Below are 17030 nucleotides of genomic sequence, written 5' to 3'. Positions count from 1 at the left end.
CAAAAGAACAGGTTGATAAACCCTGAAGGACTAGCGCCAGGGGTCGGGTACGCCTCAGGCGGGCGTCGGTCCCCAGGGATGGGGACCGCCGAGCTTACACGGATGTACTTGCAGCGACCGCCTGAGGCGTACCCGATGCCTGACGCGGATTCGCCACAACATCGAATTAAGCCGTCTCCAAAAGGTGACTGCCAGGCTAACTCGCGTTCTCAGGCCAATGGTTGCTGCTGGGTGATGCAGTGAATATTGCCACCACCGAGCAGAATTTCACGGCCCGGCACCTGTACTATTTCCCGCTCTTTGCAAAGGTCGCTGAGAATGCTGGCGGCGATGTCGTCTTGCGGGTCATCGAAGCTTGGCAGAATGATGCCGCCGTTGACCATCAGAAAGTTCACATAGCTGGCGGCCATGCGTTCACCGGCCCGGCGCGGCCAGGCTTTCTGGGCCCAGTCGATACCATCGACCTCGGCTTCGGTCTGCATCAGTGGCTTGGGCAATGGCATCTTGGTGATGCTCAGTGACCGGCCTTTGGCGTCGCGATGGGCGCTGAGGTAATCGTAAGCCTGGCGACTGCGATGATACTGTGGGTCGGTCTCGTCGTCCGTCCACGCAAGGACGACCTGGCCCGGGCTGATGAAACAGGCCATGTTGTCGATGTGACCATTGGTCTCGTCGTTGTAAATGCCATCGGGTACCCACAAAATGGTATCGATATTCAGATGATCCCGCAGCCGCTGCTCTATTTCCGCCCGCGTCAGATGCGGATTGCGGTTATTGTTCAGCAGGCACTCTTCGGTGGTCATCAATGTGCCTTCGCCATCGACATGAATGGCGCCGCCTTCGAGCACAAAACCTTCGGTGCGGTAGCGTTCGATGCGCTCCATATTGCAGATCTTCTGCGCCACCTGGTCATCCCGGTTCCACGGCTGATACAGACCGCCGGTAAGACCACCCCAGGCGTTGAATTCCCAGTCGTTGGCGCGCAGACCGCCTTCACCGTTAGTGATAAACGTCGGCCCGGTATCCCGGACCCAGGCATCGTTGCAAGAGATTTCAACAACGCGAATGCCGGCACTGAGTCGGGCGCAGGCGTTTTCGTACTGATCGGCCGAGACACCCATGGTCACCGGTTCAAAGCGGGCGATGGCTTCGGCAACCGCCGTATAGGCAGCTTGGGCGGGCTTGGCGCCGTAGCGCCAGTTATCCGGCCGTTCCGGCCACAGCATCCAGGTTTGGCTGTGCGGTGCCCATTCGGCGGGCATGCCATAGCCGTCTGCACGCGGTGTCGAGGTTAGCGGCGCCGGCATATCAGCGGCCTCCGTCCTTGGTCATTAACGGGTCGTACAAATCTGGCCGACGATCGCGGAACACGCCCCAGGCGCGGCGGGTGCTGGCCACTTCATCCAGGTCGAAGGTGTGAACCAGAACGCCCTCGTCATTGCGATCAAACTCAGCCACTTTCTGGCCCAGTTCATTGGCAATGAATGACGAGCCATAAAACGAAATGGTTTGCTCGCCCTCGGCTTCAACGCCGGTGCGGTTGCTGGCGATATACGGCGTCAGGTTGGCGGCCGCATGACCCTGCTGGGTCATTTGCCAGTGATCGCGAGAATCGATGGTGTGGTCTTGCGGTTCGCTGCCAATGGCCGTCGGATAGAACAGCAGTTCCGCCCCCATCAACGCCATGGCGCGGGCGGTTTCCGGGAACCACTGGTCCCAGCAAATGCCGACGCCGATGCGCGCATAGGCGGTATCCCAGACTTTGAAGCCGGTGTCGCCCGGTGTGAAATAGAATTTTTCGGAATAGCCCGGGCCGTCAGGAATGTGGGTCTTGCGATAGATACCCAGATTGCTGCCGTCGGCGTCGATGATAGCGACGGTGTTGTAAAACGCATTATTGGCGCGCTCGTAAAAACTGATGGGCAGCACGACCTTGAGCTCGGCAGCCACTTTACTGAAATGCTGGATAGCCGGATTCTCATCAACCGGTGTCGCGAACGCCATGTAGCCTTCGATTTGCTTCTGGCAAAAGTAGCAGCGCTCAAACAGTTCCTGTATCAGGATGATCTGTGCGCCTTTTGCGGCGGCCTCACGCACGAGGGCGTCGGCTTTGGCAATGTTGGCGTCAACGTCCCAGCCACAGCTCATCTGGGTGGCAGCTACAGTTACCGGTCTCATCTATCTTGGCTCCTCGGGGTTAACCCTGGGTTCTCAGGGGCGCGTATTTTTCCTGAAATTGACGAAAACACCAGCGTTATTTTTGAGGTGTTTCTCACCGTTCTGCCAGCGGTTTATTTCATTCAATTTAAGGCTGATTACCTAGCGAGTGTCAGGTGCCGGGTGTGACTATCCGGGGAAGTCCGCAGCATGGATGCTGCGGTCTAGGCCCCATGGAAGGGTCCACGCCGACCCCCGGATAGTCACACCCGGTGGCTGACACGGACTCACGGCAACATAGGCTCCAAACCCTGAGCACTCAAATATAGGGTAGCAGAAGCTCGTATTCCATGGGGGTGACCTGGCGCTCGAATAACCGCACTTCGCTCCATTTGCAGATGCGGTACATCTCGATGAAGTCGGCACCGAACCATTTCTGGACACGTTCATCCAGAATCATGGAACGCAGCGCATCGCGGGCGTTGTCGGCGAGCTCCGGGTGGTCCTGGTCGTAGACGTTGCCTTCGACCGGTTCGGGCGGTTCTATGTGGTTTTGCAGACCTTCGGTGACGCCTGCCAATACCACCGCTACTGCCAGGTAGGGGTTGGTGTCGGCTCCGCTCAGGCGGTGCTCGATGCGGGTGGCTTCGATGCTGCCAGAGGGAATGCGCAAGGCAGACGTGCGGTTATCGTAACCCCAGGTTTTGGCGGTCGGAGCGAAGGCATCGGGGTTGAGGCGGCGGTAGCTGTTGATGTTCGGGCACAGCAATGCCTGAACGTGGTCGGCCATGTCGATTAATCCGCCCATGGCCCAGCGCATCTCCGGCACGTTTTCCGGGTCCTCACTGGCGAAGATATTGTTGCCCTCACTATCCATCAGGCTTAGGTGAATGTGCATGCCGCTGCCCGCTTCCTCGATGTAGGGCTTGGCCATAAAGGTGGCTTCCATTTCCCACTTGCGCGCTACCTGGGCGATGACGCGTTTGAGCATGACCGCCTCGTCCGCTGCACGCATCGGATCGTTGCCGTAATTGAGGTTCACCTCAAACTGGCCGGGCGCGTATTCGGTGATCACCGTGTCGGCCGGGATATTCTGTTCGTGGGCGGTGTCGAGTACATCGCGGATGAAGAAATCGTAGTCATCCAGGTCATCCATCGAATAGACCTGCTTGGAACTCATACGCCGGCCACTGACCGGAGAGACCGGGGGTTGCAGTTTGCCATCCGCATCGCGCTCGGTGTCGATCAGATAAAATTCCAGCTCCACCGCAATACCCGGGGTATAGCCCAGTTCATTGAAGCGCTTCACCGCCTGCACCAGTACCTGGCGCGGGTCCATCAGGAAGGGGGTTTCAGCGTCGGTCTCGAACATGGTGAACAGCGCCTGAGCCCGGTCGCCGTCGGCGTGCCAGGGCACCATCGCCAGAGTGCCGGGAACCGGCAGACACAGCCGGTCGCGGTCGCCGTCTTCAGCACCGAGGCCGGTCTCTTCAACCGTGGTACCGGTCGCGTCCAGCGCCATCACAGAGCCGGGCAGGTTAAAGCCTTCTTCATACACTTTTTCCAGCAGCTCACGCTCAATGCGTTTGCCGCGCAGCACACCGTTGAGGTCGGTGACCAGCAGTTCGATGGTGGTGACGTTCGGGTGTTGCTCCAGAAAGGCGGTTACTTCAGGGTGTGACATGATGCTTTCTCATCGTTGGCGATGACGGCCCGGGCTTACCGGGCCTGACACAGCGACTTAACAGTTGGGCGGCATTGCCGCCAAAAGGATCAGCGGTCGAGACCGCCCATGCATAAATACTTCAGTTCCAGATACTCATCGATACCGTACTGGCTGCCTTCGCGGCCGAGGCCCGACTCCTTCACGCCGCCGAAGGGCGCGACCTCCGTCGAGATAATACCCTCATTAATGCCTACCATCCCATATTCCAGCGCTTCAGCGACCCGCCAGATGCGCGACAGGTTGCTGCTGTAAAAGTAGGCGGCGAGCCCGAAGGGAGTATCGTTGGCCAGTTGCACCGCGTCCTCTTCGGTTTTGAACCGCGTCAGGGCGGTGATCGGGCCAAAAATTTCTTCCTGGCTGACGCGCATGGTCGGTTTCACGTCGGTTAGCACGGTCGGTTCAAAAAAACAGTGGCCCAGGCTGTGACGTTTGCCACCGAGCAGTACCTTGGCGCCCTGATCGGTCGCCTCGTTGAGCAGGGCTTCGACTTTCTCCAGCCCGGCTTCATTGATCAACGGCCCAATGGTGACGCCGTCGTCCATGCCGTTGCCCACCTTAAGCTGTTCACTGGCTGCGGCCATGGCGCTGGCGAAGCGGTCATATACGCCTTCCTGGACCAGAAAGCGGTTTACACAGACGCACGTCTGGCCGGTATTTCGGTACTTGGACGCCATGGCACCTTTAACAGCCGCCTCAATATCGGCATCGTCAAAGACAATAAAAGGGGCATTACCGCCGAGCTCCATCGATACCCGCTTCACCGTGTCAGCGGCCTGGCGAATGAGCGTCTTGCCCACCGGGGTTGAGCCGGTAAAACTCACCTTGCGCACCAGTGGATGAGTACTGAGCACTTCACCGACGGCTTTGCCATTGCTGGCTGTGATGATGTTCAACACCCCCTTTGGCAAGCCCGCCTGCCGGCCCAGATCGGCCAGCGCCAGGGCCGTGAGCGGCGTCGCTTCGGCTGGCTTGACGACGATGGTGCACCCGGCGGCCAGCGCCGGGGCGACCTTGCGGGTAATCATCGCCAGTGGAAAGTTCCACGGTGTAATGGCAGTGCAGACGCCGACCGGCTGTTTGATGGCCAGAATGCGGCGGTCGTTGTTCGGGGTCGGAATGACATCACCCGAGGCGCGCTTGGCCTCTTCGGCGAACCACTCTATAAAGGAAGCACCGTAGGCGACTTCGCCTTTCGATTCGACCAGTGGCTTGCCGCACTCCTGTGTCATCAGTTCGGCCAACTGATCCTGATGGTTCATGATCAGTTCGAACCAGCGGCGCAGAATGGTGGCACGACTCTTGGCCGTTTCCTGTTTCCAGGATGCAAAAGCCCGGTGCGCCGCTTCAATGGCCAGCTCGGCATCTTCGGGACCGCAGTCGGTAACCACGGCCAGGCAGTCGCCATTGGCCGGGTTGGTGACATCGAAGGTTCGGCCAGACTGGGCCGTTGCCCAGTCGCCATCGATAAAACTGAGGCTGTGAATCATGGATTCTGTCATGAAGGCGCTCCTTATGGGTTGCATCGCTAACGGGCGAGACCGTGTCGCCGTGAACCACCCAGTGTAGTGGTTATAGTCGTGCCCCGGAGAGGATTAATCGATAAAGCAAGCTAACCCCAAAAAGCGGTTAAGCTCAAGAGGTGTGGTGAAAATAATTGACACTTTACCGGGTTTTAGGGCCCTAAATCGGGGGTTTATGTTTTATATAATTAACATTCGGTCATTTGAGTGCCTTGTGTTGATTATTTTTTATGGTAACGTGGTAAAAAATAAACACCTGAGCACCCATCGGTTATTGCCGCCTGATGGACGTCGAAACCGGAGTGCTCATGGTAATAATAAAGCACAGCACAAGAGGGGGTTAGCATGCAGCCCGAGCGTGCCCGGCCACTGGTCGGCGTCGTCTGCGATGTCAAAATGGTACCGCCGCATGTCTTCCACATGGCTGGCGACAAGTACCTGACCGCACTGGCCCAGGCCGCTGGTGTAACCCCCGTGCTGTTGCCTGCTCTGACCGATCTGCTCGATCCCACTTCCTTTGTAAGCCGTCTCGATGGTCTCTTTCTGACCGGAGGGTACTCCATGGTGCATCCACGGCACTATGGGGCAGCGCCGTTGCCGGATCAGGCCTATGATGAACGTCGTGATGCGTTGAGTCTGGCCCTGATCAATGCCGCTCTGGATCGGGACCTGCCCCTCTTTGCTGCCTGCCGTGGTTTTCAGGAGGTCAACGTGGCTCTGGGCGGCACCTTGCATCAGGCATTGCATGAGGTGCCGGGTTTGCAGGAACATCGCGAAAACAAAGACGAGTCGCTGGCACAGCAGTACGCGCCGGCACACCCTGTTGCACTGACCCGGGGTGGGTTGCTGCAGCAGATACTTTCGACTGACACCCTGGAGGTAAACTCCTTGCATGTTCAAGGTGTAGCAACACTTGGGGGCGGCTTAGAGGTTGAAGCCACTGCACCGGACGGTTTGATCGAAGCAGTGCGAGTCGCCGCCATGCGATTTGCCCTGGCCGTGCAGTGGCACCCGGAATGGCAGGTTATGAACCATCCCCAACAACGACAACTGTTTGAGGCGTTCGGTGATGCGTGTAGAGCGTGACAACCGAACGAACCCTGTATGGAAGAATTAATTAAGTGGCTTAAAGACAACCGCGTGACCGAAGTGGAATGCATCACGCCCGATCAGACCGGCATCGCGCGCGGTAAGATCATGCCGACCAACAAGTTCATTGCCGAACGCGGCATCCGCCTGCCCGAGAGTGTGCTGTTGCAGACAGCAACCGGCGATTATCCGGACGACGAATCCTATTACAGCATTCTGGACCCGGCCGATATCGATATGATTCTGCGCCCGGATCCAAACGCGGCCTTTCTGGTGCCCTGGACTATAGAACCGACAGCGCACGTGATTCACGACTGCTACGACAGCGTCGGCAACCTGATCGAACTGTCGCCACGTGCGGTGCTGAAAAAAGTGCTGGGCCTGTATGAAGCCAAGGGCTGGAAACCCATTGTCGCCCCGGAAGTGGAATTCTACCTGACCCAGCGCTGCACCGACCCGGACTTGCCACTGGAACCGCCGATTGGCCGTTCAGGCCGCAAGGAAAGTGGTCGCCAGTCGTTCAGCATTGATGCTGCCAACGAGTACGATCCGATCATTGAAGACGTCTACGATTGGTGTGAAGCTCAGGGCCTCGATATCGACACCCTGATTCACGAGGAAGGTACCGCCCAGATGGAATTCAACTTCCGCCACGGCGATGCCCTGAAACTGGCCGACCAGGTATTTGTGTTTAAACGGACGGTGCGTGAAGCAGCGTTAAAGCACAACATTGGTGCAACGTTTATGGCCAAGCCGATCACCGGTGAGCCAGGCAGTTCGATGCACATTCACCAGTCGCTGGTCGACGCCAAAACCGGCAAGAACCTGTTTTCCAATCCGGACGGTTCCGCTTCCAAGCAGTTCCTCAATTACATTGGTGGTTTGCAGGCCTATATCCCGCAACTGATGCCCATGTTCGCACCCAATATGAACAGCTACCGGCGCTATTTGCCGGGCGCCGACGGCAACGCGCCGGTCAACATCGAATGGGGTGAAGAAAACCGCACGGTTGGCTTGCGGGTACCCCAGGCATCGCCGGAATCCCGTCGTGTCGAAAACCGCTTGCCCGGTGCCGACACCAACCCCTATCTGGCCATGGCGGCGAACCTTGCCTGCGGCTACCTGGGCATGGTGAAAGATTTGAAACCGCGCAAGCCAGTCACCGGACGCGCCGGTGCCGAAGCCGACCCGGACGTGCCATTTAACCTGGAGGCCGCGCTCGAAATCATGGCCGAGTGTCAGGAAATGCGGGAACTGCTGGGGCCAACCTTTGTTGATGGCTTCATTGCAACGCGCTGGGCTGAGTACGAAGGCTTCAAGCGGGTGATCAGTTCCTGGGAACGCGAGTTCTTGTTGAGCACGGTTTAACATTAGAGGCACGGGTCCATTGGCGGGCGAGGTCCGCGTCGGCCACCGGCAACCGCCGCTCGCATTGTGCGCAACCCGAACCTTGAGAAATAGAGTGTCCGGCGTGATTGGTCACGTTTGCCTCCGCCACTCGATCAGAACTATATAAGGGGTTATTCCATGACAGCCGCACCGTCATTGACTCAAACCGAACACTGGCAACATCAGGGTGCCGACCACATGCTGCACCCCTTTGGTGACAGCGGTGCCATTGGCCGTGAGGGTGCTCGCATCATTACCCGGGCCGAGGGCGTGATGCTCTGGGACAGTGAAGGCAATAAGTATCTGGATGCATTTGCCGGGCTCTGGTGCGTGAACCTGGGGTATGGCCGGCGCGAGCTGGTTGATGCTGCCAGTCAGCAGATGAGCCAGTTGCCTTATTACAATCTGTTTTTTAAATCGGCGACGCCACCGGCGGTCGAACTGGCCGGAGCACTGGCCGAGATTGCGCCGAAGCATGTCAATCATACTTTCTTTACAAACTCCGGCAGTGAAGCCAACGACACAGTTTTGCGCATGGTGCGACGGTACTGGGATTTGCAGGGCAAGCCAGGGAAGAAGACCATCATCGGTCGCCACAACGGCTATCACGGCTCAACGGTGGCAGGCGCAAGTTTGGGTGGTATGAGCCATATGCATGCACAGGGAGACTTGCCGATTCCCGGCGTTGCCCACATTCGTCAGCCTTACTGGTTTGGCGAGGGCGGTGATCTCTCGCCAGACGAATTTGGTCTGGTCGCTGCAAGCGCCCTTGAAGAGAAAATTCTGGAGTTGGGCCCGGAAACGGTCGGCGCATTTATTGCTGAACCGATTCAGGGCGCCGGTGGGGTGATTATTCCACCCGATACCTACTGGCCGGAAATCGAGCGCATTGTTAAGCGCTACGATTTGTTGTTGGTGGTTGATGAGGTGATTTGTGGTTTCGGGCGCACCGGTGAGTGGTTCGGGTCCGACTATTATGGGTTAACACCGGATCTGATGCCCATTGCCAAGGGCCTTTCGTCCGGGTACCTGCCGATTGGCGGGGTTATGGTGTCCGACCGTGTCGCTGACGTTTTCAAAGTCAGGGGGGGCGAATTCAACCACGGCTTCACCTATTCAGGGCATCCCGTCTGCGCCGCCGTGGCACTTGAGAATGTGCGGATCCTGCGTGAAGAAGGCATTGTCGACCGGGTCCGCGAGGAAACGGCACCTTACTTGCAGGCGCAATTACAAACCCTGGCAGATCACCCGTTGGTGGGCGAAGTCCGGGGTGTGGGTATGCTGGGTGCAGTGGAACTGGTTCAGGATAAAGCAAGGCGCAGGCGCTACCCTGAAGAAGGGCGGGTGGGCACGCTCTGTCGCGATTATGCCCTGGCTGAAGGCCTGGTGTTGCGCGCTACCGGTGACACCATGCTGATGTCGCCACCGCTGGTGATCAAACCGGCTGAAATTGATGAACTTGTTGCCAAAACGCGGCGGGCGCTGGACCAGACCCTGGCTCAGTTACAGAAAGAATTTCCGGCCGGTGCATAAATTCTTTTGGTGTTTTGATCATCTCATTTTACTGTAGGCAGGTGGTCCGGAAGCTGGCCTGGTCAGCCGAAGGTCCGAATAAAAAAATGATGCAGGGGAGTATCTTTCGATGAGTAAACATAAGAAGACCATCGCGATCGCCGCTCTGGCGGCGGCCGTTGCGGGCACGGCGATCGCGGAAGATCGTGTTGTTTATATCTATAACTGGTCTGACTACATTGGCCCGGACACGCTGGAAGACTTTACCGAAGCGACCGGCATTGAAGTTGTGTACGACGTGTTCGACTCCAACGACGTGCTGGAAGCCAAGGTATTGTCCGGCCAGACCGGCTATGACCTGGTCGTCCCGACCACCAACTACATGGCGCGTCAGATTCAGGCCGGTGCTTACCAGAAGCTCGACAAGTCCAAGCTGACCAACTATGACAATCTTGACATGGAGCTGATGGCGCGCCTCGAGAACTTCGATGAGGGCAATGAATACTCGGTTCCCTACCAGTGGGGCACGAATGGTATTGGCTACAACGTCGGAAAAATTCAGGAAATTTTGGGTGACGATGCGCCCGTTGGCAGCTGGGACCTGGTGTTCGATCCACAATACGCCTCCCAACTGGCCGAGTGCGGCATTACCTTCCTCGATTCCGGTAACGAGATCTTCCCGCTGATACTTCAGTATATGGGCCGTGACCCGTACAGCCGCAGCGTAGCGGACTACCGTGCCGCACTGAACGAGTTGAACAAGGTGCGTCCGTACATTCAGTATTTCCACAGTTCACGCTACATTTCCGATCTGGCTAACGGTGAGGTCTGTGTATCCATCGGCTGGTCCGGCGATGTATTCCAGGCCATGTGGCGTGCCGAAGAAGCGGAAAACGATGTCTCGGTTGATTACTTTATTCCCGAAGAAGGCACGGTGCTCTGGTCTGACATGATGGTGATTCCGGCGGACGCCCGCAATGTGGAAGAAGCCCACGAGTTCATCAACTTCGTGCTGGAGCCTGAAGTGGCGGCAGGCATCACCAACTACGTTTGGTACGGCAGCCCGGTTGAAGCGGCCAACCCCTACATCGACCCGGAAATTCTTGAAAACCCCGGCATCTACCCGCCGGAAGGCACTGAGTTGTTCACCAACGAAATTCTGCCCAACAGCATCATGCGGGAAATTACGCGCAGCTGGACTCGTTTCAAGTCCGGCAGCTGAGTTAACTGACTGTATGACAACGGGGCCGGATAATCCGGCCCCGACATGTCTGCTCCAAGCGGTACTGTAAAACGTGCACAAGAAACACCAGTAGGTTTGGAGCAGGGCTGTCAGCCCGATGCAGGGTTCAACAGGGCGAATGCCCGCAATTCCAAAAAACCAGACTACTAGGAGGCTGTTGGACTTTGGATGAATCGGCTACGGAAGCGGGAAATTGGCCTCGCCGTCTCACTTCCTCGCTTCGATTCACCTGAGTCCGACAGCCTCCTGGCCAGCGTGACAGGGGAGACACCCAAATGGCATTAGCGGCCGGCGCGCGCCGACAACAGCATGAAGCCAGTGCAGAAGCGAAAAAAACGCTGCTCAGTATTGAGAAAGTGACCAAGTACTTCGATGAAGATCTGGCGGTCGATAACGTCACGTTGGAGGTTCGCCAGGGTGAGATTTTTGCGCTGTTGGGGGCCTCCGGTTCGGGCAAGTCAACCCTGTTGCGAATGATGGCCGGGTTCGAGAATCCGACCGAAGGTCGCATCTTGCTGGAGGGAGAAGACATAACCCATCAGCCGCCCTACCAGCGTCAGATCAACATGATGTTTCAGTCCTACGCGCTGTTTCCACATATGACCGTGGAGCAAAACCTGGCATTCGGCCTGAAGCAGGAAAAACTGTCGAAAGACGTGATCATCGATCGGGTGCAGCGCATGCTGAAGCTGGTGCATATGGAAAAATATGCACGGCGCAAACCGCACCAGTTGTCCGGTGGTCAGAAGCAGCGGGTGGCTCTGGCACGCAGCCTGGCCAAACAACCCAAATTGTTGCTGCTCGATGAACCCATGGGTGCACTCGATAAAAAATTGCGTACCGAAATGCAGCTGGAAGTGGTCGATATTCTGGAGAACGTCGGCGTGACCTGTGTGATGGTGACGCACGATCAGGAAGAAGCCATGACCATGGCCGACCGCATCGCCATCATGGACCAGGGCTTTATTCAACAGGTCGGTTCACCAGTCGATATTTACGAAAGCCCGAACAGCCGTATGGTGGCTGAATTCATCGGGTCGGTTAACCTGTTCGACGGGCAGATCATCGACGATCAGGAAGATCATATGACGCTGCATACCGATGATCTGGATGCCGATATCTACATCGGCCACGGGGTCACATCGGGTGTTGATGAGCGTAGCATGCTGTTCGCCCTGCGCCCGGAAAAAACCCTGATGACGCGCGAAAAGCCGGACGGTGATTACAACTGGTCGTCCGGCATTGTGCACGATATTGCCTACCTGGGTGGCCACACCGTTTATTACGTTCGGTTGCCGCAGGGCAAGATCGTTCAGTGTTTTCTCGCCAATGTCGAACGCCGGGCCGACCGGCCGACCTGGGATGACCCGGTGTATGTGCACTGGGCGAGTGACAGTGGCGTGGTGTTACGCTCATGAAAAAACTTGATCTGACTCGCATTCTGCCGGGCGGTCGCCGCTGGGTGATTGCCGGCCCTTACCTTTGGTTGCTGGTCTTCTTTTTCATGCCGTTTGTGATGGTGGCGAAAATTTCCGTGTCGGAAACCTTTCTGGGCATTCCACCGTACACGGCGATGTTTGAGTGGCTGGATCAGACACTGAACATCCGTATGACGTTCAGCAATTACGCCTGGTTGCTGAGTGATGATTTGTACATTCGCGCCTACTGGAATTCGATCAAGATCGCGTTCAATGCAACCGTTTTCTGTTTGCTGTTGGGCTACCCCATGGCGTATGCCATTGCTAAGGCACCGTCGCATTTGCAGACCACCTGGTTGCTGCTGGTGCTACTGCCCAGCTGGACCTCGTTCCTGATTCGGGTGTATGCCTGGATGGGGCTGCTCGGCAACAATGGCGTGTTCAACAATTTCATGATCTGGATCGGTCTGATCGACAGCCCGATTCAAATGCTCAACACCAATTTTGCGGTGTACATCGGCGTGGTGTATTCCTACCTGCCGTTTATGGTGTTGCCGCTGTACGCCAACCTGGTCAAGCATGATAACGCTCTGTTGGAAGCCGCCAGCGATCTGGGTGCCCGCAAGGTGACCTCTTTTTTTCGCATAACCCTGCCTTTGTCGGTCAACGGCATCATTGCGGGGTCTATGCTGGTGTTTATTCCGGTGGTGGGTGAATACGTCATCCCCGAACTGCTGGGCGGTGCCGAAACACTGATGATCGGCAAAGTCTTGTGGCAGGAGTTCTTTAATAACCGCGACTGGCCGGTTGCCTCGGCGCTGGCGGTGCTGATGATTCTGTTGCTGATCATTCCGATCATGCTGTTCCATCGCTATCAGAACAAGGAGTCGGGGCTATGAGGTCGGGTCGTTTCAGTCTCAGCGTCACCATTTTCTGGCTCGGCATCTTTTTTCTCTACGGCCCGATGCTGATGCTGATTATCTATTCGTTCAACGCCTCGCGCATGGTTCAGGTCTGGGCCGGCTGGTCGACGCGCTGGTACGGCGAACTGTTTCAGGACCAGCAACTCATGGGTGCGGTGGGCCGCTCCCTGCAAATTGCGTTTTACTCGGCCAGTACCGCCGTGGTGATTGGTATGTTGGCCTCCATTGTGATGATCCGTTTTACCCGCTTTCGCGGCCGCACTCTGTTTAGCGGCATGATTACCGCGCCATTGGTGATGCCCGACGTGATCATTGGCATTTCCATGTTGCTGCTGTTCGTCGCCATGGCGCAATCGCTCGGCTGGCCGGCCCAGCGCGGCATGCTGACGATCTGGATCGCCCACACGACCTTTTGCGTGGCCTATTCGACGGTAGTGATCAGTTCCCGGCTGCGCGAAATGGACCAGAGTCTCGAGGAGGCGGCCCTTGATCTGGGGGCGACTCCGATCAAGGCTTTCTTCCTGGTGACCCTGCCGGTAATTTCCCCGGCGATCATTTCCGCCTGGCTGCTCTCGTTCACTCTGTCGCTCGATGACGTGGTGATCGCCAGTTTCGTCACCGGGCCCGGGGCCACGACCCTACCGATTGAAGTGTTCAGCCAGGTCAAGCTGGGCGTGACGCCCAAGATCAATGCGCTGGCGACGATCATCATCGGTGTCGTATCGATCGTAGCTTTCTCCAGCTGGCTGCTGTTCCGCAAGATCGATCAGCACAACCGGGCCGCGGCTCGCATGGCTGCACAGGGTTAGCGCCGGCGCACTGGTCGCTGACCACTCCCCTCCCTGGCCAGAGTGAGATCAGCTCTGTGCCGGGGCTTCAAATTTCCCTATGATGTGCCCACAGGGGGCACTGAGTGCCCCGTCGACCATTCCGTTGGCCGCCAGGGTTGCCTCGTTCGCATGAAAAGCCTTTATCGATTATTGCCACTGTTGTCCCACCAGCAATTTACTTCAGGCCAGGCGTTGGCTGACGAGCTTCAGGTGACGCGTCCAACGGTGTCCAACTGGGTGGCTGAACTGGTGGCGCAGGGCGTGGATGTCTATTCGGTGAAGGGGCGGGGTTACCGGCTGGCCGAACCGGTCAGCCTGCTCGACCGGGAGCGGATACTGAGTTTGCTGTCGGGTGAGGTGACGCGCCGCTTGTCGGTGCTGGATATCCGCACCGATGTCGATTCCACAAACGCCTGGGTGTTGGCGCAGCCGCCCGCGCCGGGGCGCTGGTCGGTGTGTACGGCTGATTATCAGCACCAGGGTCGGGGGCGCCGCGGGCGGGCCTGGCAGAGTCCGCCCGCCAGCAGTGTGATGGTCTCGGCGGCGGTGCGGGAATCGCTGACGGGCGATGCCCTCTATGCCGCCAGCCTGGTGGTCGGTGTGGCCGTAGTGCGGGCCATTCGGCAGATTACGACCTTGTCGGTCGCCCTGAAATGGCCCAACGACATTTATTATGAAGGTCGCAAACTCGGCGGCGTGCTCTGCGAGCTGCAGGGTAACCCGCTCGATCAGCCGGTATTGGTCGTCGGCATCGGGCTGAATGTGAACGCGGCGCCTCCTGGGCTGGACCGAGACATCGCCTGTTTGCGTGATCTCTCCGGTCGGTTTATTGATCGTAATGACTTGTTGGCGGCCTTGCTTAATGAACTTCACAGCGCGCTGGCCAGGCTGACGCAGCCGGCTGGTTTGGCCGATTTCCTGCGAGAGTGGTCCGAATACGATTGTTTGTGGAACCGGTCGGTCACGCTGGTGCAGGGTAGCGGGCAGGAAACCGTGGTTGCTCGCGGCATCGATGCTCAGGGTCAACTGATCGTTGATGACGAAAGCGGGCAACGCAGAACCGTCAATGGCGGGGAGGTGTCGGTACTGTGGTAAGGCCAGTAGGAGCGTGGCGGCGATGACACCGAATCGGGAAGCACAGGTCCTGTTCCTCGACTGTGGCAATAGCCGCTGCAAATACCAGATGGGTGAGCGCCGGGGGTACTGGCTCGACATTGATGCGGCACTGGCCGACATAGACCACTGGCAACCCATGCAGGTGGTGATCGCCACCGTCTCTGCCTTCGGCGCCCGGCTTCGCGAAGCGCTGTCAGCGTCCGCTCGATGCAAGATCAGCGTCATAGCGGTGCGAAATGGCTGGCACGGGATTCAACTGGCCTATCCCGACCCCGCACGTTACGGCGTGGATCGCTGGCTGACACTGATCGCCGTGCGCCACTGGCAACAGAACGTGGTGGTTGTAGATGCCGGCACCGCGCTGACCATTGATGCGATCGATGCCAGCGGGCAGCACCGGGGGGGCTATATCGTGCCCGGTCTGGCGCTGATGCGCCGTGCGCTGGTAAGTGATACATTCGCATTACCGGCGGTGGCTGCGAGCCAGAGCAAGGCTCCCGGGCACGACACTGCCGATGCCATTGCCAACGGTGCGGTACTGGCGCTCAGTGCCGCGGTTAGCGCGGCTTGCATCGAATATGCCTTGTCGCCTTGTCGTCTCGTTTGGACCGGAGGCGATGCGCCGGTGCTGGCAGGGCAGGTAGAAGTCGTCGGTGAGCAGATGCCGGATCTGGTAATAGACGGCATGAAACAACTGTATAAGGATGCGGCTTACATGGAATCTCTAGGATGAAGTGGATAATTCTGACCCTGCTGGTGCTGAACCTGGCGCTGGGTGGTTATCAGTACTGGCAGACGACGCAGCCCGCCGCGCAGGTGGCTGAACCCTCGGTCGCACAAATGAACAATCTGGCGATTGATCAGGCGACACGAAACCAACTGGCCGAGCTGGAACAAACCGTGGTGGCTGAACCGGCGGTCGAGCCGTTGCAGTGCATTCGCATTACCGGTATTGCTGCTGAAGATCAGGCCGACATCATTCAATCCCGGTTGCGGGCTCTGGAAGTGTCATCAGACATGAGCACCCGGGAGGAGATTCTGCGTTCGGACTACTGGGTCGTGATTGGCCCCTTCGATACCGACCAGCAAGGTCGTGACCGCCTGGCGCAATTGCAGGCCGACGACATCGAGAGTTTTCTGATCAACCAGGGCCGCCTCGCCGGAGGCATATCGCTGGGGTTGTTCTCATCGGACACCAACGCCAGAACTCGGGTTTCTGAGCTGGCCGGGCAAGACATAGAAGCCCGGGTGGAGCGGGTAGACCGGACCCGCGAAGTCTGGGTGCTGACCGTCGGGGCCGAATCCGCCCGCCAGATATCGAATGCCGCTGTGGATTCCATCGTCTCTGAATTTGAAGGAGCATCGTTCCAGCGCTTCCGCTGTTAACGCAGTACACCGCTTCAGGCGGGCTCTGGTCAGGGCCCCTAGCGGCGGAGCAAAACTCTTGCCGAACAGTTGCATTTCAATCCCATAATCAATAATATGCGCGCCTCCTTGTTAGGCAAGGTGGGTTTTACCCGGTTTCATGTCGTCTAAGTGCTTGTTCTGATTGAGAAAAATTTAACGATCAGAGTTGACACCCTGGCAGGCTTCATGCAAACTTCCGCCCGGTTTGGAGGGGTTCCCGAGTGGCCAAAGGGAGCAGACTGTAAATCTGCCGCTTTATGCTTCGATGGTTCGAATCCGTCCCCCTCCACCATTTCCTCCTCCGGGAGGCAGTGCGGGTATAGTTCAACGGTAGAACCTCAGCCTTCCAAGCTGATGATGCGGGTTCGATTCCCGCTACCCGCTCCAGATAGTGTTGTCGAAAGTCAGCCTTCGGGTTGTGCCTTCTGGTCTGTCTGCAGTGTTCGTTTGCTCGCGTAGCTCAGTGGTAGAGCACTCCATTGGTAATGGAGAGGTCATGAGTTCAAATCTCATCGTGAGCACCATATTTGTAGCCGGCGTTTTGGCTGGCTGAGTGAATCGGAAGGCAGGCACTTAACAGTGGCTGCCTTTTGCTTATGTGAATCCAGGTGAGAGGCTGGGACTATGTCTAAAGCTACTTTTGAACGTACCAAGCCGCACGTAAACGTCGGCACCATCGGTCACGTTGACCACGGTAAAA

General features: G+C 57.6%; 14 protein-coding genes, 3 tRNA genes and 1 pseudogene. 14 read left to right on the top strand and 4 right to left on the bottom strand.

The features are described 5' to 3' along the window. Positions 1-209: 209 nt before the first annotated feature. The 4 genes from aguA to EP166_RS13685 form a co-directional block, all read right to left on the bottom strand. Positions 210-1307: an agmatine deiminase gene (aguA, locus tag EP166_RS13700; protein WP_127558034.1), complete on the bottom strand. Its 1098-nt coding sequence runs from the start codon at positions 1305-1307 to the stop codon at positions 210-212. A gap of 1 nt (position 1308) precedes the next feature. Further along, positions 1309-2178: an N-carbamoylputrescine amidase gene (gene aguB, locus EP166_RS13695; protein WP_127558032.1), complete on the bottom strand. Its 870-nt coding sequence runs from the start codon at positions 2176-2178 to the stop codon at positions 1309-1311. Between the two features lie 298 nt (positions 2179-2476). Then, complete coding sequence (locus tag EP166_RS13690) at positions 2477-3841, bottom strand: glutamine synthetase family protein (RefSeq protein WP_127558030.1); 1365 nt, start codon at positions 3839-3841, stop codon at positions 2477-2479. An 89-nt stretch (positions 3842-3930) separates the two neighbouring features. Next, positions 3931-5382: an NAD-dependent succinate-semialdehyde dehydrogenase gene (locus EP166_RS13685; RefSeq protein ID WP_127558028.1), complete on the bottom strand. Its 1452-nt coding sequence runs from the start codon at positions 5380-5382 to the stop codon at positions 3931-3933. A 366-nt stretch (positions 5383-5748) separates the two neighbouring features. On the opposite strand from EP166_RS13685, the gene EP166_RS13680 reads away from it, so the two are divergent. The 14 genes and pseudogenes from EP166_RS13680 to EP166_RS21755 all read left to right on the top strand — a co-directional run. Next, a complete protein-coding gene (locus EP166_RS13680; protein WP_127558026.1) occupies positions 5749-6489 on the top strand; it encodes a gamma-glutamyl-gamma-aminobutyrate hydrolase family protein in 741 nt (246 codons plus the stop codon). An 18-nt stretch (positions 6490-6507) separates the two neighbouring features. Beyond that, positions 6508-7860 carry a glutamine synthetase family protein gene (locus EP166_RS13675; RefSeq protein ID WP_127558024.1) on the top strand — a complete coding sequence of 451 codons (1353 nt, stop codon included), beginning with the start codon at positions 6508-6510 and terminating at the stop codon, positions 7858-7860. 159 nt (positions 7861-8019) lie between these two features. Continuing rightward, complete coding sequence (locus EP166_RS13670) at positions 8020-9414, top strand: aspartate aminotransferase family protein (RefSeq protein ID WP_127558022.1); 1395 nt, start codon at positions 8020-8022, stop codon at positions 9412-9414. Positions 9415-9523: 109 nt separating this feature from the next. Further along, positions 9524-10615, top strand: a complete 1092-nt coding sequence (locus EP166_RS13665; RefSeq protein WP_127558020.1) for a polyamine ABC transporter substrate-binding protein — start codon at positions 9524-9526, stop codon at positions 10613-10615. Positions 10616-10911: 296 nt separating this feature from the next. Further along, positions 10912-12054, top strand: a complete 1143-nt coding sequence (locus EP166_RS13660) for an ABC transporter ATP-binding protein (RefSeq protein ID WP_127558018.1) — start codon at positions 10912-10914, stop codon at positions 12052-12054. Further along, a complete protein-coding gene (locus tag EP166_RS13655) occupies positions 12051-12953 on the top strand; it encodes an ABC transporter permease subunit (protein WP_127558016.1) in 903 nt (300 codons plus the stop codon). The genes EP166_RS13660 and EP166_RS13655 overlap by 4 nt, the downstream gene beginning before the upstream one ends. Continuing rightward, complete coding sequence (locus tag EP166_RS13650) at positions 12950-13786, top strand: ABC transporter permease subunit (protein ID WP_127558014.1); 837 nt, start codon at positions 12950-12952, stop codon at positions 13784-13786. The genes EP166_RS13655 and EP166_RS13650 overlap by 4 nt, the downstream gene beginning before the upstream one ends. Before the next feature lie 150 nt (positions 13787-13936). Then, entirely contained in the window at positions 13937-14902 is a 966-nt protein-coding gene (locus EP166_RS13645) for a biotin--[acetyl-CoA-carboxylase] ligase (protein ID WP_127558012.1), read from the top strand. A gap of 22 nt (positions 14903-14924) precedes the next feature. Continuing rightward, positions 14925-15656, top strand: coding sequence for a type III pantothenate kinase (locus tag EP166_RS13640; RefSeq protein WP_164743945.1), 732 nt, complete (start codon positions 14925-14927; stop codon positions 15654-15656). Next, positions 15653-16309, top strand: a complete 657-nt coding sequence (locus EP166_RS13635; RefSeq protein ID WP_127558008.1) for an SPOR domain-containing protein — start codon at positions 15653-15655, stop codon at positions 16307-16309. The genes EP166_RS13640 and EP166_RS13635 overlap by 4 nt, the downstream gene beginning before the upstream one ends. Before the next feature lie 228 nt (positions 16310-16537). Next, a tRNA-Tyr gene (locus EP166_RS13630) sits at positions 16538-16622 on the top strand. 21 nt (positions 16623-16643) lie between these two features. Then, positions 16644-16717: transfer RNA gene (locus tag EP166_RS13625), tRNA-Gly, on the top strand. Between the two features lie 62 nt (positions 16718-16779). Then, positions 16780-16854 (top strand) — tRNA-Thr (locus EP166_RS13620). Positions 16855-16954: 100 nt separating this feature from the next. After that, positions 16955-17030, top strand: a pseudogene (locus tag EP166_RS21755) (GTP-binding protein); the annotation flags it as partial.

This window comes from Saccharospirillum alexandrii, from assembly GCF_004000275.1.
GTDB lineage: Bacteria > Pseudomonadota > Gammaproteobacteria > Pseudomonadales > Natronospirillaceae > Saccharospirillum > Saccharospirillum alexandrii.
The sequence above is the reverse complement of the archived record's forward strand: the minus strand, read 5'-3'. Positions and strand labels throughout refer to the sequence as shown.